Genomic DNA, 21,508 nt, shown 5'->3' on the forward strand with positions numbered 1-21,508 from the left:
CTTCGTCGATATACTAAGCGCCAGATTCGCCGGGTGGTGTGGCTGGATTCAGTAATTGGCAGCGCCGATGTGGGAGCGGGCTGTTCCACTAGACTGAGTCAGGCATCGCTCTTCCCGGTCATGCCCGCAACGGGCCGCTTAGGGATATCGACCATATGCAATGGATTTTGACACTGTTGGGCCTGGCACTCGGCTGGGTGGTGGATGAGTCGTTCGCCGATGCGCTGATAGGTGCGTTGGTCGGGCTCGGCATCGCCCAGTCGTTTCGCCTGGGGCGCCTGGGTAACCAGGCGGCCAAGCAACAGATCCTGTTGCAAGAGACCCAGCAGAGCGTGCTCACGTTGGAGGCGCGGCTGGCGGTTCTCGAGCGTGGCAAGGTCGCCGAACCGAGCGCTCCGGCGCCGGCCCCCGAGGTTGTCGCGCCTCAAGTGGCGCAACCACGAACCCGCACCGAGCCGGAACTGGTCTGGGAATTGCCGCCAGACCTCGAACCCGTTTCCACGATGAGCACCCAGGCCAGCCAGCCGCTGCCTGACGATATCTGGACCCCTGCGCCAGCCGCTTCCACTCGGCGCGCCGATCGCGATTTCGCGCCGTTGCCCCTTGAACCGACGGCGCCTGCGCCTGCAGCCCCCCAAGGCCCGAATCTCTTCGACCGCGCCATCACGGGCGCGCGCAACTGGCTGTTCGGCGGCAACACCGTGCTGCGGGTCGGCGTGGTGCTGTTGTTCCTCGGCCTGGCGTTCCTGCTGCGCTACGCCACCGAAGGCATGGTAGTGCCGATCGAATTGCGTTATGCCGGCGTCGCGGCCAGCGCGTTGGGCCTGTTGGGCCTGGGGTGGTGGTTGCGCCACCGCAACAGCAACTATGCGCTGATGCTGCAGGGGACCGGGATAGCCGTGCTGTACCTGACGGTGTTCGCCGCCATGCGCTTGCATCCGCTGCTCGATGCGAAGGCTGCGCTGGGCCTGCTGGTGGCGGTCACGGTGTTCTCGGCGATCCTGGCGGTTACCCAGAACGCCATGGGCCTGGCGGCGGCTGCGGCGCTGGGCGGGTTTGCCGCGCCGATCCTGACCTCCACCGGCAGTGGCAACCACGTCGCGCTGTTCAGCTATTTCATCCTGCTCAATGCCGGCATCCTCGCGATTGCCTGGTTCAAGGCCTGGCGCCTGCTTAACCTGATCGGCTTTGTCGGCACCTTCGGTATCGGTTTCGCCTGGGGCCTGCGTTCCTACACGCCGGAACTGCTGTGGAGCACCGAACCGTTCCTCATCGTGTTTTTCCTGTTGTACCTGGTGATCGGCTTGCTGTTCACCCGGCGCAAGCTGCTGGAAATGAGCGATGCGCCCGAAGATGACAGCCGGGACGCGATGTTGCGCTGGTCGGCACGCAAGGGCGACTACGTCGACGGCAGCATGCTGTTCGGCCCGCCCTTGGTAGGCTTCGGCTTGCAGTTCGCATTGGTGCAGCATCTGGAGTTCGCAGCGGCGTTCAGTGCCCTGGCCCTGGGCATGATCTACATGGGGCTGGCCCGCGTTTTGATGGGCGGTCGCGCTGTATTGTTGGCTGAAACCTGCCTCGCCTTGGGCGTGATTTTCGGCAGCCTGGCGATTCCGCTTGGCCTCGATGCCCGTTGGACTGCCGCAGCGTGGGCGGTGGAGGGCGCCGGCATCTTCTGGCTGGGCCTGCGCCAGCAGCGACCCTTCGCGCGCATCTTTGCCCTGTTGCTGCAACTGGGATCGGCGCTGGCCTTCGTCAGTGAATTGCATCCAGGTGAAGGCAGCCTGCTGGAGGGATCGTGGCTGGGTGCGTTGATGCTCGGTTGTGCCTTGCTGTTCAGCTTCTACCAATTGCACAAGGCCGAGCCCGGGCATGTCGCGAGCTGGGAGCGTCAGGCTCAGCCTGTGCTGGCGGTATTGGGGCTGGGCTTCCTGTACTTGCTGGCGCCGCTGTTCTTCTTTACCCACGGCACCGCCATTGCCTGGGCCTTTGCCGGCCTGGCGACGCTGTTTGTCGGCCTGCGCCTGCAATCAAGGACCTTCCTGTTTACCGCGTTCGCCGTGCAACTGTTGGGTGGTGCGTTGTTCCTGATGCGCCTGCAAGGCGCGGACGGGGATTCGACGGCCGTGTTCAGTGCTGGCTGGAGCGGTTTGCTCAGTGCTTCGCTGATCGGCCTGGCACTGATCGGCGGCATGCTACTGGCGGCTCGCGACGACATGGTGCGCAACGATGTCCGCTTGTTGCGCGGCTTGTCCGTGGTACTGCTGGCGGGGCTGGTGCTGATCAATCTCGCGGTGCTGTTCGTCCTGCCGTGGCAAACGGCGAGCGGCGTATGGGCGGCCAGCGGCCTGTTGATCATCTGGTTGAGCCTGTACCTGAAGCAACGTGTGAGCTTTGTCTTCGGCCTGCTGTTGCAGTTGCTTGGCGGTGCGGCGTTCCTCACGGCAGGGCCAGCACTGCTGGGCCCGCTCAATGCCGAGGATCTCCGTCCGTTGGCCCATAGCGGCTTCTGGACGCCACTGGTACTGGGGCTGGCGGCGCTGGTGGGCGCGTGGCGACTGCAACGTGCGCACTCGACGCAGGAGCTGGACGTCTTGAGCTTGCAGCGCCTGTCCGAGTTGTTGCTGGTCTGGGGTGCCGGCTGGTGGGCACTGGCGTGGGTCAGCGAAGTGCTGCGCTTTGCCCCGGCCAACCTGCAAGGCAGCTTACTGTTGATCGTGGCGGCGACCAGCGTGGCGGTATGGAGCGTCTTGTCGCTGCGGTTGAAATGGCCGGCGTTGGGGCTGTTGTGCACCTTGCTGATTCCTGCGGCGGGCTGTGTGCTGTTGGCGACCGGGCACAGCCGTTATCATCCGGCGGCGGATTTCGGCTGGTTGGCCTGGCTGGCGGTGTTCGCTGTGCATTTCGTTTCCTTGAAGCGGCTGGCGTCGGCGCTGCCGGCCCAGGTGCGCAGCACAGCTCATGTACTCGGTTGCTGGTTGCTGATGGCGGTGTTGATGCTGGAGTTGCGTTACGGCCTGCTGCAGTTGTCCGAGCAGTACAACGCCTGGCGCTGGCTGGCCTGGGCGATCCTGCCGGGCCTTTACCTGGTGCTGGTGTCCTCGCCGCGCACCTTGCCGTGGCCGGTATCTGCACAACCACGGGAATACCGCGTCTACGCGGCGGCGCCCATGGCGTTGTTGATGCTCGGCTGGTTCTGGCTGACCAACACTTTCAGCGACGGCAACTCGGAGCCACTGCCTTATGTGCCGCTGCTCAATCCTCTGGAGCTGGGCCTGTTGTTCGCCTTGTTCGGTATCTATGTGTGGGCCCGCAACGCCGTGGAGCAAACGACGACCCGTTGGAGTCGTATCGGTCACATTGCCCAGTTGATCGCCGGTGTGTCGCTGTTCGCGTTCTTCACCGCCCTGGTGATGCGCACGGCCCACCAGTGGATGGATGTCCCGTACGAGCTGGACGCGTTGCTTGAGTCCATGTTCGTACAGGCCGGCTTGTCCATCGTCTGGACCTTGATTGCCTTGGGCCTGATGATCGGCGGGCACTTGCGCCATCGCCGAGAGGTGTGGCTGATCGGCGCGGCGTTGATCGCTGTCGTCGTGGCCAAGCTGTTCTTCGTTGAATTGAGTAACCGTGGCGGTCTGGCGCGGATCGTGTCGTTTATCGGCGTGGGGGTGTTGCTGCTGGTGGTCGGCTATTTTGCGCCGCTGCCGCCCAAGCGCCCGGAGTCGGCCCCGGATGCCGAGCCGCCGATGCCTGTCAGTGAGGGAGTGTCGTCTTGAGTCGCAAGTTGAGTCGAATCGGGCTGGGCGTGGTCGGGCTGTGGGCAGCCTTGTCGGCGACGGCGCAGGAGCAACCGCAGGATTTCGCCCATCAGGTGCCGTTGGCCTTGAGCGGCGAGGGGCCGTGGTATCGCTTGCCGTTGCCCTTGGATGTCCAGTTGCGGGCGCGACAAACCGACCTCAGTGATCTGCGGGTCTTCAACGCCGCCGGGCAGGCCCAGGCCTACGCGTTGGTTCGTGAGTCGGCCCGGAGTCGAGAAAATCGCACCCTCACCGATGTGAAGTGGTTCCCGCTGTACAACGCGGCCGATGACAGTGAGCGCGCGCCCAGCGTGCGGGTCCAATCGAACGCCAACGGCACGCTGGTTGAAGTACAACCGTCCAGCCGACTCGAAGCGGGGGAAGAAGAACTGCGCGGCTGGCTGCTCGACGCCAGCGCAATCAAGGCCCCGCTGCAGCAACTGATCCTCGACTGGACCAGCGAACGCGACGGCTTCCAGCGTTTCAGCATCGAAGCCAGCGACGACTTGCAACACTGGCAGGCCTGGGGTGAAGGCCAGGTCGCACGGCTGACGTTTGCCGACGAGCGGGTCGAGCAGCACGAGGTGAGCTTGCCCGGCCAATCGGCGCGGTACTTGCGGTTGCTGTGGGATTCGCCGTCCTCGGCGCCGGTGCTGACCTCGGCCCAACTGCAAAGCGCCAGCCGCGAAAGCCTGCCGTTGCCGTTGATCTGGTCGCAACCGCTCGCCGGCAGCACGACGAAGGCCGGCGAATACACCTGGCAGTTGCCGATGGGGTTGGACGTCGAACAGGTGCAGGTGGATCTCAGCGAGGCCAACAGCCTGGCGCCGGTGACCCTGGCCGGTCGCCGTGAAAGCAGCCATCCCTGGCAACCAATGGGCGGTGGTTTGCTTTATCGCCTGACGCAGAACGGCCAGGACGTGCTGCAAAACCAACTGCAGCTGTCCGGCCAGACCGTTCAACAGTTGAAGCTGACGGTGGATGAGCGCGGCGGCGGCCTCGGCACCGAAGCCCCTGCACTGCGGTTTGCCGTGCGTGCGACCCAGGTGGTGTTCCTGGCTCGTGGCGAAGGGCCTTATACGCTGGCGCTGGGCAGCGCGACGGTAAAGGCGGCCAGCCTGCCGTTGACCACGCTGATTCCAGACTACAAGCCGTCGCGCCTGGCGACGCTGGGCGCCGCGACGGTCAACGGAACGGCCACTTCGACGCCTGTGGTTGAAGCCACACCCGCGACTGCGGATACCGACTGGAAAAAGATCGGCTTGTGGGCGGTGCTGCTGCTCAGCGTGGTGTTCCTCGCGGCGATGGCCTTCAGTCTGCTGCGCAAGCCGCCAGTCAAATCCTGAGTCGAGACAACCGACAAACCGAGTCGCCCGTTTCGCGAGCAAGCCGGCTTCCACAGGAGTCCGCTTTCCTCATGTGGGAGCCGGCATGCTCGCGAAAGCGGTTTTCCTTCCATCAAAATACCCAAGCGAACCGACACCCCGTGAACTCAATCCTCCATATCCCGTCTCATAGGAGGAATTAAGTCACGACTCGCGCTAAACTGCGCGGGTTTTCCGCCCCCTATTCTTCGGAGCCGTCCATGTCCCGCGTTACCTTGAGTCGCTATTTGATTGAGCAGACCCGCAGCAACAATACCCCTGCCGATCTGCGCTTTTTGATCGAAGTGGTGGCGCGTGCATGCAAGGAAATCAGCCACGCCGTGTCCAAGGGCGCGCTGGGCGGTGTCCTGGGCAGCATGGGCACCGAAAACGTGCAGGGCGAAGTGCAGAAGAAGCTCGACGTGCTCTCCAACGAAATCCTGCTGGAGGCCAACGAATGGGGCGGTCACCTGGCCGGCATGGCGTCCGAGGAGATGGACAATGCCTACCAGATCCCGGGCAAATACCCGAAAGGCGCCTACCTGCTGGTATTCGACCCGCTGGACGGTTCGTCGAACATCGACATCAACGCGCCGGTCGGCACGATCTTCTCGGTATTGCGTTGCCCGAACGAGTACCTGAGCCAGAACGAAGCCCTGAATGAAAAGGCCTTCTTGCAGCCAGGCACCGAGCAGGTCGCCGCCGGCTATGCCATCTACGGCCCTCAGACCATGCTGGTGCTGACCCTGGGCGACGGCGTCAAGGGCTTCACCCTGGACCGCGAAATGGGCAGCTTCGTACTCACCCACGAAGACATCACCATTCCTGAAACCACCCAGGAATTCGCCATCAACATGTCCAACCAGCGTCACTGGGAAGCCCCGGTACAACGCTACGTCAGCGAGTTGCTCGCCGGCGAAGAAGGCCCGTTGAAAAAGAACTACAACATGCGCTGGGTCGCCGCGATGGTTGCCGATGTACACCGCATCCTGACCCGTGGTGGCTTGTTCATGTACCCGCGCGACAGCCGCGAGCCCTCCAAGCCGGGCAAGCTGCGCCTGATGTACGAAGCCAACCCGATGTCGTTCCTGGTGGAGCAGGCCGGTGGCGCTTCCACCGACGGCCACCAGCGCATCCTCGACATCAAGCCTGAAGGCCTGCACCAGCGCGTGGCCGTGTTCCTCGGTTCGAAGGAAGAAGTGGCCCGCGCCACGGCTTACCACAAGGAGTAAACCATGGCCGAGCCCTGGCAGCCGTTGCTCGATTGGTGGTTTGGCACAGCCGAAAAACCAGATGAGATCGCGGCTGACAAGGGCAAGCTGTGGTTCGGCAAAGGCCATGATCGCCAGGCGCGAGAGCGCTTCGGCGACCTGGTCGAGCAAGCACTGGCCGGCGGATTGACCGACTGGGCGCAACGCCCGGAAGGTTGGCTGGCCCTGGTGCTGCTGCTGGATCAACTCCCGCGGATGATCTTTCGCAACACGCCCAAGAGCTTTTCCGGCGACCTGCGAGCCCAAGCGCTGGTGGCCCAGGGTTTGGCGGCGGGTTTCGACCAGCAACTCAAACCGATCCAGCGGGTATTCATCTACCTCGTCCTCGAACACTGCGAAAACCTCGCGGTGCAGAACGAAGCCGTATCGCGGTTCATCGAACTGGTTCGAGAGCAACCCGAGGCGCAGCGGGCGGTGTTTGAAGACAATCTGGATTATGCCGAGCGGCATCAGAAGATCATTACCCGGTTTGGACGCTTTCCCCATCGCAATGCGGTGTTGGGGCGCGAGTCCACGGCTGAGGAAGTGGAGTTTTTGAAGAGGCCTGGGTCGAGGTTTTAGTCAGTTGTTTAGGGGCTGCTTCGAAGCAATCGCTTCATCAGCAGGGCGGGCAAGCTCTTGCGGCTATCGGCGATGATATGGATATAGATCGTTTGGCCCCGCACCTCATAAATGATTCGGTTCATCCCTGATTGTCCAGTTCGCTGAAGATATCCTCGATTTCCCTGAATTTACCCTCTTCAATTTCCTGGTTGCCCATCGCCAGCAGCTTCAACAGGGCCATAGTGTCTTCTTGTTCTTCGAAACTTTTTACATCCATGACCACGAGCTTGGCTTCACCGTTTTGGGTGATGATCAACGGCTCTCTGCTCTCTGCTCTCTGCTCTCTGTGATGCTCTTGACGATTTCGGCGGTATGGCTCTTCAAATAGCTGATGGGTTTGATTTGTGATGAGAGTTTCATGGTGCGGGGCCTCGGAAGAGTTGAACGGACTGAATTTAGTCTTGATTCAGTCTTTCGTCAGGGTGTCGGTCTGATTTCCGCTGAGGGCCCGCAAAGCGCTAGATCCGGAAACTCCCCACCAACTGCTTCAACCGCGCCGCCTGCTGTTCAAGGTCGGAACAGGCACGCAAGGTGGCTTGCAGGTTTTCCACGCCTTCCTGGTTCAGCGTGTTGATCTCGTTGATGTCGACATTGATCGACTCCACCACGGCGGTCTGTTCTTCGGTGGCGGTGGCAACGGACTGGTTCATGCCGTCGATTTCGCCGATGCGCTGGGTCACGCTGCCCAGGCGTTCGCCGGCCTGGTTGGCGATGCCGACGCTGCTTTCACTCTGGCGCTGGCTGTCGGTCATGGTCAGTACCGCTTCCCGCGCACCGACTTGCAGCTCCTCGATCATCTTCTGCACTTGCTGCGCCGAATCCTGGGTGCGGTGGGCCAGGTTGCGCACTTCGTCGGCCACCACCGCGAAGCCGCGACCGGCTTCACCGGCCCGGGCCGCTTCGATGGCGGCGTTGAGGGCGAGCAGGTTGGTCTGCTGGGAGATGCTGGTGATCACTTCGAGAATCTGGCCGATGTTCACCGTGTTGCTGTTCAGGGTTTCGATGTTGCCGCACGAATCGCTGATCTTGGCCGACAGCTGTTGCATCGCCGTGATGGTTTTATCCACAACTTGCTGACCGTCTTCGGCCAGGTTGCGGGCCTCGCTGGAATGTTGCGAGGCGAGGGCGGCGTTCTGGGCGATTTCCTGGGCGGCGGCGCCGAGCTGGTTGATGGCCGCGGCCACGCTGCTGGTGCGCGACGCCTGCTGGTCCGAGTTGAACATTGACGAGTTGGATGCACTGACCACACGCAGGGCGACTTCATTGACCTGGCCGGTTGCAGAAGCCACCTCTCGGATCGAGGTGTGGATACGCTCGACGAAGCGGTTGAACGAGGTGCCCAGCGCGCCGAATTCATCATGGCCATGGATGGTCAGGCGGCGGGTCAGGTCGCCTTCGCCTTCGGCGATATCGTGCATGGCGCGGCCCATGGCCAGCAGCGGTTGCATCAATACGCGGATGAGCATGCCCAGCAGGGCGATGATGAAGACCACGGCGATGACCATGGCAATCAACGCCGAGGTGCGGAATTCGCTGAGCATTGCCAGGGCGGTGTCTTTATCAAGCACCAGCGCCACGTACCAGCTGGCACCGGGGACGCCGTTGACCTGGGTGAAAGAGATGAACTGGGTCTTACCGTCGAGCTCGACTTCTTTAACGCCCGGACTGATTTGAGGCGCGCCGTTGGGATAGGCCTCGGCGAGGGTCTTGAGCACGCGCTTGCTGTCAGGGTGGACCAGGATCTTGCCGTCGGCGCTGACAATGAACGCATGGCCATGGCCACCAAAGTTCAGCGAGTTGATGATCGCGCTGACGCTCGACAGGTCGATGTCCGCACCCGCCACGCCGATCATCTGGTTCTGGCGCTGTACCGGTGTCGCAACGGTAATGACCAACTTGCCCGACGAAGCCGCGATGTAGGGTTCGGTGACGATGGTTTGCTGGGCGCTATTGGCCGCCTTGTACCAGCCACGGGCGCGTGGGTCGTAGTCGGCGGCGCGATTGCCGGCTGGTATCGAAAACATCAAGCCGTCGGTGCCGCCGAAATAGCTGAGCTGGAAATTGCCGGTGTAGGCGGGCAGTCCTACGGCGCGTTTCAGGCTGTCGGCACTGCTGCCGTCGATGGCGATTTGTTGGGCCAGTGATTGCAGCAACTGTATCCGGCCTTCTACCCACGTCTGGATATTGCGGCTGGTCAGGCTGCCAAGCTCCTGCATGGACGTCTCGGTGCTGGTATTGAGACTTTGTCGCTGGCGGTAATCGTTGAACAGGATGAAACAGGCGAATGCGACGGCCACCACAAGGGCGGCAGCCAACAAGATTTTGTGGCTGAATTTCATGTTTCTGGTCATTAAGAACGCTACCGCGAAGGGACGGGTCAAAAAGGGGAGTCAATTTGCCATAACGCAGGATTTTGCGCTGTTACTTTTTATCGGCGCAGAAGCCCGGCGCATCAGGAGCCAGGGCGCCTATCCCGACGAAAGGCACGACGGCGTCACAAACCGATTGATTCATCCGTGAAACACCTCTGCATCGCCAATAAATACTGGGGGCCTCAGGGAACCAGACAGGGGTTTTCTCTTCTAAGGATCAGGTTGGCACCCTGCCACCTCCCTTCCGTTCCAGGAGTTACACCATGTCGCTGCGATCTATCGCCCTGCTGTTTATGTGCGTCGTGTTGACCGCATGCAGCAAGGTCAACCAGGAAAACTATTCGAAGCTGTCGGCCGGGATGCCCAAGGCCGAAGTCGAGACGTTACTGGGGAAACCGACTGACTGTTCGGGCGCGCTTGGCATGTCCAGCTGCACCTGGGGCGACCAGAAAAGCTTTATCAGCGTGCAGTACGCCGGTGACAAAGTGTTGATGTTTTCCGGCCAAGGCCTGAAGTAACCTGAAGTAAACCGGGGCCAAGCGCCCACGGGAGAAAAAAATAATGATGCGGTTAGTGTTTGTGCTTTTGGCTGGCCTGGTATTGGCCGGCTGTGCCACTTCTGGCGTAGACCCGTTGGCGCCCAAGACCGTCAGCAGTGTCAATCTCAAGCGTTACCAAGGGACCTGGTACGAGCTGGCCCGCCTGCCGATGTATTTCCAGCGCAACTGTGCGCAATCCGAAGCCCATTACACCCTCAAGCCCGACGGCAACGTGGACGTGTTCAACCGTTGCCTGACTTCGGATTGGAAGTGGGAAGAAGCCAGGGGGACGGCTTACCCGCAGGTACCGGGCAAGACCGACAAACTCTGGGTCGAGTTCGACACCTGGTTTTCGAGGATCCTGCCGGGTGTGGCCAAGGGCGAATATTGGGTCTTGTATGTCAGCGATGACTACAAGACCGCCATCGTTGGCGATCCGAGCCGTCGCTACCTATGGCTGCTGTCGCGCACGCCAACGGTCAAGGTCGATGTGCGCGAAGAGCTGCTGAGCAAGGCACGCCAGCAGGGTTATGACACCACGCGGTTGGTCTGGCGCGCGTCGGACCGGCAGATGGCCAAGACCTCGGACTGACTGATAGCCGAGAAAACCATTTTTTATCGAGTCAGTCCAAGAGTTCGCGCAGCACCCGGGTAAACGCCCGGGCGCTTTCCTCTTCGCCGCCATGGCGTCCATTGCGCACCACCCACTTGCCGCCGACCATCACATCGCGCACCTGGCGATCGCCGCCAGCAAACAGCCAGCGATTGAGGATGCCGTCACCGCTGGCCGTGGCGAGGTACGGATCATTGCCATCGAGCACCAGCCAGTCGGCACGCTTGCCCACCTCGAATGTGCCGATAGGTTGTCCCAGTGCCTGGGCACCGCCTTGCAACGCTGCGTCAAACAAGGTGCGTCCAACCATTGGCTGATCCGTTCGGTACAACCGATTGCGGCGCTGGTCCCGCAGGCGCTGGCCGTATTCCAACCAGCGCAACTCTTCGACCACGCTCAACGACACATGGCTGTCGGAGCCGATGCCCATCCGCCCGCCCTGGGCGAGGAAATCCACGGCCGGAAATATCCCGTCGCCCAGGTTCGCCTCGGTGGTCAGGCACAAACCGGCAATCGCCCTGCTCTTGGCCATGAGGCTGACCTCTTGTGGGTTGGCGTGGGTCGCATGGACGAGGCACCAGCGCTGGTCGACTTCGGCATTTTCATACAGCCATTGCAGCGGACGGGCACCGCTCCAGCTCAGGCAGTCGTCCACTTCCTTCTGCTGTTCGGCGATGTGGATGTGTACCGGGCAATCACGGTCGCTGGCGGCCAGCACGTCGTGAATCTGCCCGGGGGTCACGGCGCGCAGCGAGTGGAAGCACAAACCCAGCGCCTGGGACGGTTGCCCGGCCAGGATCGGCTGCAAGCGTGACTGCAGCTTCAAGTAGTTTTCGGTGCTGTTGATGAAGCGGCGCTGCCCGTCATTGGGTGCCTGGCCGCCAAAACCGGAGTGACTGTAGAGCACCGGCAGCAGCGTCAGGCCGATGCCGGCGTCGCTGGCGGCCTGGCTGATTCGCAGGGCCAGTTCCGCTGGGTTGGCGTAGGGCACGCCGTCGATGTCATGGTGCACGTAATGGAATTCGGCCACTGACGTGTAGCCGGCCTTGAGCATCTCGATGTACAGCTGCCGGGCGATGACGCCCAATTGGTCGGGGCTGATTTTTCCGACCAGACGATACATCAGGTCGCGCCAGGTCCAGAAACTGTCGTTGGGATTGCCCGCCACTTCCGCCAGCCCGGCCATGGCCCGCTGGAACGCATGGGAATGCAGGTTCGGCATGCCCGGCAACAGCGGCCCACCGAGCCGTTCGGCGCCGTCTGCGTGGGAATCGGCCTGGACATCGGTCAGGACGCCCTCGGCGTCGACCTCAAGACGCACATCGTTGGCCCATCCATTAGGCAGCAGCGCACGCTCGGCAAAGAAGGCGGACATCGGTTGAACCTCGTTGCGTGTAATTTGTATATACATATACAGACGTTTGCCTGGCCGGTAAACTCCGGCAAGCTAGCAACCTTATTCGCAGAACAGGGAACCGTCGTGCCGACTCCGCCTGCCAAACCGCCGCTGGCCGCAAACATGGGTGACAGTCCGGCGCCCTTGTACGCCCGCGTCAAACAAATGATTACCCAGCAGATCGACAGTGGGAACTGGCCGCCGCATTACCGCGTGCCGTCGGAAAGCGAGCTGGTCAGCCAGCTGGGTTTCAGTCGCATGACCATCAACCGTGCGCTGCGGGAAATGACCGCCGACGGCCTGTTGGTGCGCATGCAAGGTGTCGGCACGTTCGTGGCCGAGCCCAAGAGCCAGTCCGCATTGTTCGAAGTGCACAACATTGCCGACGAAATCGCCTCCCGCGGCCATCGGCATACCTGCAAGGTCATCACCCTGGAAGAAGAGGCCGCCGGCTCGGAGCGGGCCCTGGCCCTGGACATGCGCGAAGGCCAGAAGGTGTTCCACTCGTTGATCGTGCATTTCGAGAATGACATTCCCGTGCAAATCGAGGACCGTTTCGTCAATGCGCTGGTGGCGCCTGATTACCTCAAGCAGGACTTCACCCAGCAAACGCCTTATGCCTACCTGAACCAGGTGGCGCCGCTGACCGAAGGCGAACATGTGGTCGAGGCGATCCTGGCCGAGCCGAGCGAATGCAAGCTGCTGCAGATCGAAAAAGGCGAGCCGTGCCTGTTGATCCGCCGCCGTACCTGGTCCGGGCGCCAACCGGTGACCGCTGCACGCCTGATCCATCCGGGCTCCCGTCACAGTCTGGAAGGGCGTTTCCATAAATGAGCCAATTGAAGGTTTTACGCGCTGCGGATTACCCGCGCATGCCTTGGAAGAACGGTGGCGGCAGTACCGAGGAAATCACCCGCGATGCCGGCGCCGGCCTGGAAGGTTTTGGCTGGCGCCTGTCGATCGCCGATATTGGTGAGTCGGGTGGTTTTTCCACCTTCGCTGGCTACGAGCGGATCATCACGGTCTTGCAGGGGGACGGCATGATGCTGAATGTCGATGGCCATGCCACGCGACCTCTGCATCCGCTGGACCCTTTCGCGTTCAGTGGCGAAAGCCATGTGCATTGCACGCTGCTGGGCGGGCCGATTCGTGACTTCAACCTGATCTACGCGCCACAGCGTTACCGCGCGCGATTGCAGTGGCTGGGAGGCCAACAGCGATTTTTCAGCGAGGCGGGGACGGTGTTGGTGTTCAGTGCGGCTCCGGGACTGGCTATAAAGATCGGTGAGTCCGCCGTGGACTTGGGCCTCTACGACTGTTTGCAACTAAGCGGTAACACCGCGCTGGTGGATGTCTCGACCCACGGTCAATGCTGTGTGATTGAACTGACCGCCTGTTAAGAAATCCTGTGACAGAGCTTTTGTGGCGAGGGAGCAAACTCCCCGCCACAAAAAACGCGCTCATTGTTTCCTGTTCGCGCACCAACTTGTTACTGAACGCCCCAGCGTGGCGCAATACCACGCTTCTGTGCCCTTCTGATTTGCCACTCGAAACCCCCCCTTAAAAATTTCATGCAGCCTAGCAGCCCTTGAATCACAAGGCTTTCAGTCAATTCACCAGCCGTTCCTGAAGACCGCCGCCAACAAGTTGGCCGCTTGATTGCATATGCTTGTACATACAAGTAAAGACGTATGCGTATGAGTCGCCTGTATTCAACGCAACGTTCGCTAATCGCTGCCCACTGCCCGGGCTGGTCTGGATTGATCGCTGAGGAGTTTTTGCTGTGACCGACGCTACCCGCAAACCTGAAAAATACCGTGACGTTGAAATCCGCGCCCCTCGCGGCAACACGCTGACCGCCAAGAGCTGGCTGACCGAAGCGCCGTTGCGCATGCTGATGAACAACCTCGACCCGGAAGTGGCCGAGAACCCCAAGGAGCTGGTGGTATACGGTGGCATCGGCCGCGCGGCGCGCAATTGGGAGTGCTACGACAAGATCGTCGAAAGCCTGACCAATCTGAATGATGACGAAACCCTGCTGGTGCAATCCGGCAAGCCAGTGGGCGTGTTCAAGACCCACAGCAACGCCCCTCGCGTACTGATTGCCAACTCCAACCTGGTACCGCATTGGGCCAGTTGGGAACACTTCAACGAACTCGATGCCAAGGGCCTGGCCATGTACGGCCAGATGACCGCCGGCAGCTGGATCTACATCGGCAGCCAGGGCATCGTGCAAGGCACTTATGAAACCTTCGTCGAGGCCGGTCGCCAGCATTACGACTCAAACCTCAAGGGCCGTTGGGTGCTGACCGCCGGCCTGGGCGGCATGGGCGGTGCGCAACCGCTGGCTGCGACGTTGGCCGGCGCATGCTCGCTGAACATCGAGTGCCAGCAGGTGAGCATCGATTTCCGCCTGAAAACCCGCTATGTCGATGAGCAAGCCAAAGACCTCGACGACGCCCTGGCCCGCATCGAGAAATACACCGCCGAAGGCAAGGCGATTTCCATCGCACTGTGTGGGAACGCGGCTGAAATCCTGCCGGAAATGGTCCGTCGTGGTGTGCGTCCGGACATGGTCACCGACCAGACCAGCGCCCACGATCCCCTCAACGGCTACCTGCCGGCCGGCTGGACCTGGGACGAATACCGTGCCCGCGCCAAGACCGAGCCCGCCGCCGTGGTAAAGGCGGCCAAGCAATCGATGGCCGTCCACGTCAAGGCCATGCTGGCCTTCCAGAAGATGGGCGTGCCGACTTTCGACTACGGCAACAACATCCGCCAGATGGCCCAGGAAGAAGGCGTCGAGAATGCCTTCGATTTTCCGGGGTTCGTGCCGGCGTATATCCGTCCGCTGTTCTGCCGTGGCATCGGCCCGTTCCGTTGGGCGGCGCTGTCCGGCGACCCGCAAGACATCTACAAGACCGACGCCAAGGTCAAGGAACTGATCCCCGACGACGCCCACCTGCACAACTGGTTGGACATGGCCCGCGAGCGCATCAGCTTCCAGGGCTTGCCGGCGCGTATCTGCTGGGTTGGCCTGGGCCAGCGCGCCAAGTTGGGCCTGGCGTTCAACGAGATGGTGCGCAGCGGTGAATTGTCGGCGCCGATCGTCATCGGTCGCGACCACCTCGACTCTGGCTCCGTCGCCAGCCCCAACCGTGAAACCGAATCCATGCAGGACGGCTCCGACGCCGTTTCCGACTGGCCGCTGCTCAATGCCTTGCTCAACACCGCCAGCGGTGCGACCTGGGTTTCGCTGCACCACGGGGGTGGCGTCGGCATGGGCTTCTCCCAGCACTCGGGCATGGTGATCGTCTGCGACGGTACCGACGAAGCGGCCGAGCGCATTGCCCGCGTCCTGCACAACGACCCGGGTACAGGCGTGATGCGCCATGCCGATGCCGGTTACCAGATCGCCATCGATTGCGCGAAGGAACAGGGGCTGAACCTGCCGATGATCACCGGCAAGTAACGCAAAACCCAAAAAAGCATCGCCCGAACCGAACAATCCACAGAGGTTGAACCATGGCTGTCACCAGCACACGCGAAAACAGCAAGCCGTTGATCGAGAAACGTTCGATCGACTACATCCCGGAAGGGGAGCGGCACGGCCGATTGTTGAGCCAGTTCACCCTCTGGATGGGGGCCAACCTGCAGATCACTGCAATCGTCACCGGCGCATTGGCGGTGGTGCTGGGCGGTGATGTGTTCTGGTCGTTGATCGGTTTGCTGATCGGCCAGGTGCTCGGCGGTGGCGTCATGGCCTTGCATGCCGCGCAAGGGCCCAAGCTGGGCCTGCCGCAGATGATCTCCAGCCGGGTGCAGTTTGGTGTGTATGGCGCGGCCATCCCGATCGTGCTGGTGTGCCTGATGTACCTGGGTTTCACCGCAACGGGAACCGTGCTTTCCGGGCAGGCGCTGGGCCAGTTGTTTGGTGTCAGCGACAGTGTCGGCATCCTCATTTTCGCCAGTGTCATCGTGCTGGTCACGGTGCTCGGGTATCGGGTGATTCACTTCATTGGCCGTGTCGCCAGCGTCATTGGCGTGATCGCCTTTGTCTATCTGTTCGCTCGGTTGATCAGCCAGACCGACGTTGGCGCACTGCTGCAAATCCGCGACTTCACCTGGAGCAGTTTCCTGCTGGCGGTGTCGCTCGCGGCCTCCTGGCAGATCGCCTTCGGCCCCTACGTGGCGGACTATTCGCGTTACCTGCCGAGCAAGACGTCCTCGGTGAAAACCTTTTTTGCCGCAGGTGCCGGTTCCGTCATCGGCGCGCAAGTGGCGATGATCCTCGGCGTGTTTGCCGCCGCCTCGGCCAACGGGCAGTTCGCCGGTCATGAAGTGGCCTATATCGTTGGCCTGGGCGGTACCGGCGCCACCGCTGCGCTGCTGTACTTCAGCATCGCATTTGGCAAGGTCACCATCTCTACGCTGAATTCCTACGGCAGCTTCATGTGCATCGCGACCATCATCAGCGGTTTCCGCGGGCATGTGAACGTCACGCGCTTGCAGCGCTTGGTGTTCGTGCTGGTCATCGTTGGCGCCGCGACCTTGATCGCGCTGCTCGGCCAGCACTCGTTCCTCGGTGCGTTCAAGTCCTTCATCTTGTTCCTGCTGGCGTTCTTCACGCCGTGGAGCGCGATCAACCTGGTGGACTACTACTGCATCACCCGCGAGCGCTATGACGTGCCGGCACTGAACGACCCGAACGGTCGCTACGGTCGCTGGAATGCCCTCGGCATCAGCGTCTATGTCTTCGGCGTACTGGTTCAATTGCCGTTCATTGCGACCAAGTTCTATACCGGTCCGCTGGTGGGAGCCATGGGCGGTGTGGATATCTCGTGGATCATCGGCCTGGTGGTCCCGGCGGCGCTGTACTACGTCCTCGCCAAGCAGTGGCACAGCGCAGTACCCGATCAATTGATCCTGCCGGTCGAGCAGGACGCGGTTGACGCACAACCGAGCAGGGCGGGCCGCACCCAAGCGGTCTGATGGGACGTTGACAGGGCTGGATGCCTCTTGACTGCCGTAAGCCAATCCAACTGATTAGGAGCGTCACATAATGAAGTCGAACAAGACCCTGCTGACCACATTGCTGTCCTTGGGCCTGCTGGCCAGCGCCGGCGCCACGCAAGCGGCCGGTTGGTGCGAGTCGGGCAAACCGGTGAAGTTCGCCGGCCTGAACTGGGAAAGCGGCATGCTGCTGACCGACGTCCTGCAAGTGGTCCTGGAAAAAGGCTACGACTGCAAGACCGACAGCCTGCCCGGCAACTCCATCACCATGGAGAACGCGCTGAGCAGCAACGACATCCAGGTATTTGCCGAAGAGTGGGTCGGTCGCAGTGAAGTCTGGAACAAGGCCGAGAAGGCCGGCAAGGTGGTCGGCGTCGGTGCCCCGGTGGTGGGCGCCATCGAAGGCTGGTACGTGCCGCGCTACGTGGTTGAAGGCGATGCCAAGCGCAAGCTCGAAGCCAAGGCCCCTGGCCTGAAGAACATCGCCGACCTGGGCCAGTACGCCGCCGTGTTCAAGGACCCGGAAGAACCGTCCAAGGGCCGGTTCTACAACTGCCCGGCTGGCTGGACCTGCGAGCTGGACAACAGCGAAATGCTGAAAAGCTACGGCCTGGAAAAAACCTACACGAACTTCCGTCCAGGCACCGGCCCGGCCCTGGATGCGGCGGTGTTGTCGAGCTACAAGCGTGGCGAGCCGATCCTTTTCTACTACTGGTCGCCTACGCCGCTGATGGGCCAGGTGGACCTGGTCAAGCTCGAAGAAAAACCTGGCGTGGATAAAAGCGTGAGCATCAAGGTCGGCCTGTCCAAGACCTTCCACGACGAAGCCCCGGAATTGGTGGCGGTCCTGGAAAAGGTCAACCTGCCGATCGATATCCTGAACCAGAACCTCGGGCGCATGGCCAAAGAGCGGATCGAGTCGCCGAAACTGGCGAAGATCTTCCTGAAGGAACATCCTGAAGTCTGGCACGCCTGGGTCAGTGAAGACGCTGCCAAGAAAATCGACGCGGCTCTGTAGGTCGAATATTTCCCGGCCAACCCGTGGGCTGGCCGGGACGTTCACCGCATCCACCTGATCGAGAGTCTCTTATGTTTCCCGAAAGCTTTACCTTCTCCATCGCCGACTGGGTCAACGGTTGGGTCGACGCCCTGGTGACCAACTATGGCGATGTGTTCCGGCACATCTCCGACACGCTGCTGTGGGCCATCGTCAACCTCGAAGGCCTGCTGCGCATGGCACCGTGGTGGTTGATGCTGGCCATCGTCGGCGGCATTGCCTGGCACGCCACCCGCAAGGTCGTCGCCACGGCAGTGATCGTCGGCTTGCTGTTCCTGGTGGGCGCGGTGGGCCTGTGGGACAAACTGATGCAGACCCTCGCCTTGATGCTGGTGGCGACGCTGATCTCGGTGATGATCGGCATTCCCCTGGGCATTCTCTCGGCGCGCAGCAATCGCCTGCGTTCGGTGCTGATGCCGCTGCTGGACATCATGCAGACGATGCCGAGCTTCGTGTATCTGATTCCGGTGTTGATGCTGTTCGGCCTGGGCAAGGTCCCGGCGATCTTCGCCACGGTGATCTACGCCGCGCCACCCTTGATCCGCCTGACCGACCTGGGCATCCGCCAGGTGGACGGCGAAGTGATGGAAGCCATCAATGCCTTTGGCGCCAACCGCTGGCAGCAACTGTTCGGCGTGCAACTGCCCTTGGCCCTGCCGAGCATCATGGCCGGGATCAACCAGACCACCATGATGGCCCTGTCGATGGTGGTCATCGCCTCGATGATCGGCGCCCGTGGCTTGGGTGAAGACGTGCTGGTGGGCATCCAGACCCTCAACGTCGGGCGTGGCCTCGAAGCGGGCCTGGCCATCGTGATTCTCGCCGTGGTCATCGACCGCATTACCCAGGCCTATGGTCGTCCTCGGCATGAGGTGAGCAAATGAGCAACGCAGCCGTCAGCAAGATCGAAGTCAAGAACGTCTTCAAGATTTTCGGCAACCGTTCCAAGGAAGCCCTGGACCTGATCCGCCAGAACAAGACCAAGGACCAAGTGCTGGCCGAAACAGGCTGCGTGGTCGGTGTGAACGATCTGTCGCTGAGCATCGGCACCGGTGAGATCTTCGTGATCATGGGCCTGTCCGGCTCCGGCAAATCCACCCTGGTGCGCCACTTCAACCGGCTGATCGATCCTACCAGTGGTGCGATCCTGGTGGACGGCGAAGACATCCTGCAACTGGACATGGACGCCCTGCGCGAATTTCGCCGGCACAAGATCAGCATGGTCTTCCAGAGCTTCGGCCTGTTGCCCCACAAGAGCGTGCTGGACAACGTCGCCTACGGCTTGAAAGTGCGCGGCGAAAGCAAACAGGTGTGCGCCGAGCGCGCGCTGCACTGGATCAACACCGTGGGCCTGAAGGGCTACGAGAACAAATACCCGCACCAACTCTCCGGTGGCATGCGCCAACGCGTCGGCCTGGCTCGGGCGTTGGCGGCGGACACCGACATCATCCTGATGGACGAAGCCTTCAGCGCCCTCGACCCGCTGATACGCGCGGAAATGCAGGACCAGTTGCTGGAACTGCAGAAGACCCTGCACAAGACCATCGTCTTCATCACCCACGACCTCGACGAGGCCGTGCGCATTGGCAATCGCATTGCAATTCTCAAGGACGGCAAGCTGATCCAGGTCGGCACGCCGCGGGAGATCCTGCATTCGCCGGCGGATGAGTATGTCGATCGGTTTGTGCAGCGCAGGGCTGCGGTGGTGTAAAGGTCGGACATCCTTGTGGCGAGGGGATTCATCCCCGTTGGGGCGCGTAGCGCCCCCAAGACAGCTGAATGCAATTGGCCAGATGCACCGAGGCGACAGTTTTTGGGCCTGCTTCGCAGCCCAGCGGGGATAAATCCCCTCGCCACAAATGCCATTGGCAACTTTATGTGTATGAGGTTTGAGATGTCCCAAGCTGACAAAATCATCATCACCGGCGCTCCGTTGCGCTGGCAGGACGTGGTCGCCGTCGCCCGCTTCGGCGCTGTGCTCGAGCTGTCGGCCCAGACTTGGGCGCGGATCGACAATGCCCAGGCCATCGTCCAGCGCATTGTCGAAAGCGGCGAGCGCGCCTATGGCGTCAACACCGGCCTGGGCGCCCTGTGCAATGTCTCGCTCAAGGACGAACAACTCAGCCAGCTGTCGCGCAACACCCTGCTCAGCCATGCCTGCGGCGTCGGCCCGGCGCTTTCCGACGAGCAGACCCGGGCGATTCTCTGCGCCGCCATCCACAACTACAGCCATGGCAAGTCCGGCATTCACCGCCGGGTGGTCGAGGCGTTGCTGGCGCTGCTCAATCGCGGCATCACGCCGCAAGTGCCGTCCCAGGGTTCGGTGGGCTACCTGACCCACATGGCTCACATCGGCATCGCGCTGCTGGGTGTCGGGCAGGTCAGCTATCGCGGGCAAATCGTCCCGGCCGAACAAGCCTTGGCTGAAGAGGGTTTGCAACCGGTGCAACTGGGGGCCAAGGACGGCTTGTGCCTGGTCAACGGCACGCCGTGCATGACCGGCCTCAGTTGCCTGGCGCTGGCCGATGCGACGCGGCTGGTGCAATGGGCCGACGTGATCGGCGCCATGAGCTTCGAGGCCCAGCGCGGCCAGATTGCTGCGTTCGATGCCGAGATCATGGCCCTCAAGCCGCACCCGGGCATGCAGCAGGTTGGCGTGAATCTGCGCGCGTTGCTCGACGGCAGCGAAGTCATCGCTTCGAGCCTGGGCATCCGCACCCAGGACGCCTTGAGCATCCGTTCGATTCCCCAGGTGCACGGCGCCGCTCGCGATCAGTTGGAGCATGCCCGGCAACAGATCGAAACCGAGCTCAACGCGGTCACCGATAATCCGCTGCTACTGGGGACGCCGGAAAGCTTCCGGGTCATGTCCCAGGCCAATCCCCACGGCCAGTCGGTGGCGTTGGCGGCGGATTTGCTGGCGATCGCCATGGCAGAGATCGGCTCGATCGCCGAGCGTCGCCTCGATCGCCTGATCAACCCTCACGTCAGCGGCCTGCCGGCGTTCCTGGTGGCCAACCCCGGCGTGAATTCCGGGATGATGATCGTGCAATACGTCGCCGCGTCGCTGTGCGCGGAGAACAAGCAACTGGCGCAACCGGCGGTGCTCGACAACTTCGTCACCTCGGGGCTGCAAGAAGATCACTTGAGCATGGGCACCAACGCGGCCCTGAAGCTGCACCGGGCCCTGGAAAACTGCACGCAGATCCTCGCCATCGAATACCTGCTGGCGGCCCAGGCCTTTGAATTTCTCAAGACCCAGCGCTTCGGCGCCGGCACCGACATCGCCTGGAAGCTGCTACGCGAGCGCGTCCCGGCCTACGACCAAGACCGCTGGCTGGCGCCGGACATCGCCAGTGCCGCCGGGCTGCTCAAAGACCCGAATCTGCTGCACACCGTGTTACCGAATTTGAACTGATCAAAAAAAGCGCCAGCGTGCCAAGGCACCCATAGCCCACAAGGCATCGCCCAAAAAGCGAA

The 21,508-nt window shown here is 61.8% G+C and carries 17 protein-coding genes and 2 pseudogenes; 15 read left to right on the plus strand and 4 right to left on the minus strand.

What is annotated here, in order from left to right; genetic code table 11:
• Positions 1-155 precede the first annotated feature (155 nt).
• From JZ00_RS20210 to JZ00_RS20225, 4 genes are all read left to right on the plus strand, one after another.
• Positions 156-3,779, plus strand: coding sequence for a DUF2339 domain-containing protein (locus JZ00_RS20210; RefSeq protein WP_039592720.1), 3,624 nt, complete (start codon positions 156-158; stop codon positions 3,777-3,779).
• Positions 3,776-5,146, plus strand: coding sequence for a DUF3999 domain-containing protein (locus JZ00_RS20215; protein ID WP_039592721.1), 1,371 nt, complete (start codon positions 3,776-3,778; stop codon positions 5,144-5,146). Before JZ00_RS20210 ends, JZ00_RS20215 begins: the two co-directional genes overlap by 4 nt.
• 239 nt (positions 5,147-5,385) lie before the next feature.
• A complete protein-coding gene (locus JZ00_RS20220; protein ID WP_030141457.1) occupies positions 5,386-6,396 on the plus strand; it encodes a class 1 fructose-bisphosphatase in 1,011 nt (336 codons plus the stop codon).
• A gap of 3 nt (positions 6,397-6,399) precedes the next feature.
• Positions 6,400-6,996, plus strand: a complete 597-nt coding sequence (locus tag JZ00_RS20225; RefSeq protein ID WP_039592722.1) for a DUF924 family protein — start codon at positions 6,400-6,402, stop codon at positions 6,994-6,996.
• Between the two features lie 8 nt (positions 6,997-7,004).
• Here JZ00_RS20225 and JZ00_RS31565 read toward each other — a convergent pair.
• The 3 genes and pseudogenes from JZ00_RS31565 to JZ00_RS20240 form a co-directional block, all read right to left on the minus strand.
• Positions 7,005-7,127 (minus strand): annotated as a pseudogene (locus JZ00_RS31565) (type II toxin-antitoxin system RelE/ParE family toxin); the annotation flags it as partial.
• A pseudogene (locus JZ00_RS20235) lies at positions 7,118-7,398 on the minus strand (type II toxin-antitoxin system Phd/YefM family antitoxin). The pseudogenes JZ00_RS31565 and JZ00_RS20235, both read right to left, overlap by 10 nt.
• A gap of 98 nt (positions 7,399-7,496) precedes the next feature.
• Positions 7,497-9,389, minus strand: coding sequence for a methyl-accepting chemotaxis protein (locus JZ00_RS20240; RefSeq protein WP_200900493.1), 1,893 nt, complete (start codon positions 9,387-9,389; stop codon positions 7,497-7,499).
• Between JZ00_RS20240 and JZ00_RS20245 the strand changes: the two genes are divergently transcribed.
• The 3 genes from JZ00_RS20245 (at position 9,376) to JZ00_RS20255 (ending at position 10,541) form a co-directional block, all read left to right on the plus strand.
• Positions 9,376-9,558, plus strand: coding sequence for a hypothetical protein (locus JZ00_RS20245; protein ID WP_039592724.1), 183 nt, complete (start codon positions 9,376-9,378; stop codon positions 9,556-9,558). The genes JZ00_RS20240 and JZ00_RS20245 overlap by 14 nt on opposite strands.
• Positions 9,559-9,673: 115 nt before the next feature.
• Positions 9,674-9,928, plus strand: a complete 255-nt coding sequence (locus JZ00_RS20250; protein WP_003186715.1) for a hypothetical protein — start codon at positions 9,674-9,676, stop codon at positions 9,926-9,928.
• 43 nt (positions 9,929-9,971) lie between these two features.
• Positions 9,972-10,541, plus strand: coding sequence for a lipocalin family protein (locus JZ00_RS20255; protein ID WP_039592725.1), 570 nt, complete (start codon positions 9,972-9,974; stop codon positions 10,539-10,541).
• A 31-nt stretch (positions 10,542-10,572) separates the two neighbouring features.
• Here JZ00_RS20255 and JZ00_RS20260 read toward each other — a convergent pair whose 3' ends face one another.
• Positions 10,573-11,937 carry a formimidoylglutamate deiminase gene (locus JZ00_RS20260; RefSeq protein ID WP_039592726.1) on the minus strand — a complete coding sequence of 455 codons (1,365 nt, stop codon included), beginning with the start codon at positions 11,935-11,937 and terminating at the stop codon, positions 10,573-10,575.
• 144 nt (positions 11,938-12,081) lie between these two features.
• Between JZ00_RS20260 and hutC the strand changes: the two genes are divergently transcribed.
• From hutC to hutH, 8 genes are all read left to right on the plus strand, one after another.
• Positions 12,082-12,792 (plus strand): histidine utilization repressor, encoded by a 711-nt coding sequence (hutC, locus tag JZ00_RS20265; protein ID WP_196304737.1) that lies wholly within the window; start codon positions 12,082-12,084, stop codon positions 12,790-12,792.
• Positions 12,789-13,358 carry a HutD/Ves family protein gene (locus tag JZ00_RS20270; protein ID WP_039592728.1) on the plus strand — a complete coding sequence of 190 codons (570 nt, stop codon included), beginning with the start codon at positions 12,789-12,791 and terminating at the stop codon, positions 13,356-13,358. Before hutC ends, JZ00_RS20270 begins: the two co-directional genes overlap by 4 nt.
• A gap of 383 nt (positions 13,359-13,741) precedes the next feature.
• The gene (gene hutU / locus JZ00_RS20275; protein WP_039592729.1) at positions 13,742-15,430 is read left to right on the plus strand and encodes a urocanate hydratase; all 1,689 of its coding nucleotides are present in this window, start codon (positions 13,742-13,744) and stop codon (positions 15,428-15,430) included.
• A 53-nt stretch (positions 15,431-15,483) separates the two neighbouring features.
• Positions 15,484-16,950 (plus strand): purine-cytosine permease family protein, encoded by a 1,467-nt coding sequence (locus JZ00_RS20280; protein WP_039592730.1) that lies wholly within the window; start codon positions 15,484-15,486, stop codon positions 16,948-16,950.
• Positions 16,951-17,020: 70 nt separating this feature from the next.
• A complete protein-coding gene (locus tag JZ00_RS20285; RefSeq protein ID WP_039592731.1) occupies positions 17,021-17,989 on the plus strand; it encodes an ABC transporter substrate-binding protein in 969 nt (322 codons plus the stop codon).
• A gap of 71 nt (positions 17,990-18,060) precedes the next feature.
• The gene (locus JZ00_RS20290; RefSeq protein WP_039592732.1) at positions 18,061-18,912 is read left to right on the plus strand and encodes an ABC transporter permease; all 852 of its coding nucleotides are present in this window, start codon (positions 18,061-18,063) and stop codon (positions 18,910-18,912) included.
• Complete coding sequence (locus JZ00_RS20295; protein ID WP_052680760.1) at positions 18,909-19,739, plus strand: quaternary amine ABC transporter ATP-binding protein; 831 nt, start codon at positions 18,909-18,911, stop codon at positions 19,737-19,739. The genes JZ00_RS20290 and JZ00_RS20295 overlap by 4 nt, the downstream gene beginning before the upstream one ends.
• Positions 19,740-19,922: 183 nt before the next feature.
• Positions 19,923-21,446, plus strand: coding sequence for a histidine ammonia-lyase (gene hutH, locus JZ00_RS20300; protein ID WP_039592733.1), 1,524 nt, complete (start codon positions 19,923-19,925; stop codon positions 21,444-21,446).
• Positions 21,447-21,508: the final 62 nt, after the last annotated feature.

This window comes from Pseudomonas frederiksbergensis (assembly GCF_000802155.2).
Lineage (GTDB): Bacteria > Pseudomonadota > Gammaproteobacteria > Pseudomonadales > Pseudomonadaceae > Aquipseudomonas > Aquipseudomonas frederiksbergensis_A.

Coding starts and splice junctions, on each gene's coding strand:
- JZ00_RS20225 (WP_039592722.1), top strand. CDS start 6,400: ATGGCCGAGCCCTGGCAGCCGTTGCTCGATTGGTGGTTTGGCACAGCC.
- JZ00_RS20280 (WP_039592730.1), top strand. CDS start 15,484: ATGGCTGTCACCAGCACACGCGAAAACAGCAAGCCGTTGATCGAGAAA.
- JZ00_RS20285 (WP_039592731.1), top strand. CDS start 17,021: ATGAAGTCGAACAAGACCCTGCTGACCACATTGCTGTCCTTGGGCCTG.
- JZ00_RS20250 (WP_003186715.1), top strand. CDS start 9,674: ATGTCGCTGCGATCTATCGCCCTGCTGTTTATGTGCGTCGTGTTGACC.
- JZ00_RS20270 (WP_039592728.1), top strand. CDS start 12,789: ATGAGCCAATTGAAGGTTTTACGCGCTGCGGATTACCCGCGCATGCCT.
- hutH (WP_039592733.1), top strand. CDS start 19,923: ATGTCCCAAGCTGACAAAATCATCATCACCGGCGCTCCGTTGCGCTGG.
- JZ00_RS20295 (WP_052680760.1), top strand. CDS start 18,909: ATGAGCAACGCAGCCGTCAGCAAGATCGAAGTCAAGAACGTCTTCAAG.
- JZ00_RS20220 (WP_030141457.1), top strand. CDS start 5,386: ATGTCCCGCGTTACCTTGAGTCGCTATTTGATTGAGCAGACCCGCAGC.
- JZ00_RS20255 (WP_039592725.1), top strand. CDS start 9,972: ATGATGCGGTTAGTGTTTGTGCTTTTGGCTGGCCTGGTATTGGCCGGC.
- JZ00_RS20240 (WP_200900493.1), bottom strand. CDS start 9,389: ATGACCAGAAACATGAAATTCAGCCACAAAATCTTGTTGGCTGCCGCC.
- JZ00_RS20290 (WP_039592732.1), top strand. CDS start 18,061: ATGTTTCCCGAAAGCTTTACCTTCTCCATCGCCGACTGGGTCAACGGT.
- JZ00_RS20245 (WP_039592724.1), top strand. CDS start 9,376: ATGTTTCTGGTCATTAAGAACGCTACCGCGAAGGGACGGGTCAAAAAG.
- hutC (WP_196304737.1), top strand. CDS start 12,082: ATGGGTGACAGTCCGGCGCCCTTGTACGCCCGCGTCAAACAAATGATT.
- JZ00_RS20210 (WP_039592720.1), top strand. CDS start 156: ATGCAATGGATTTTGACACTGTTGGGCCTGGCACTCGGCTGGGTGGTG.
- JZ00_RS20260 (WP_039592726.1), bottom strand. CDS start 11,937: ATGTCCGCCTTCTTTGCCGAGCGTGCGCTGCTGCCTAATGGATGGGCC.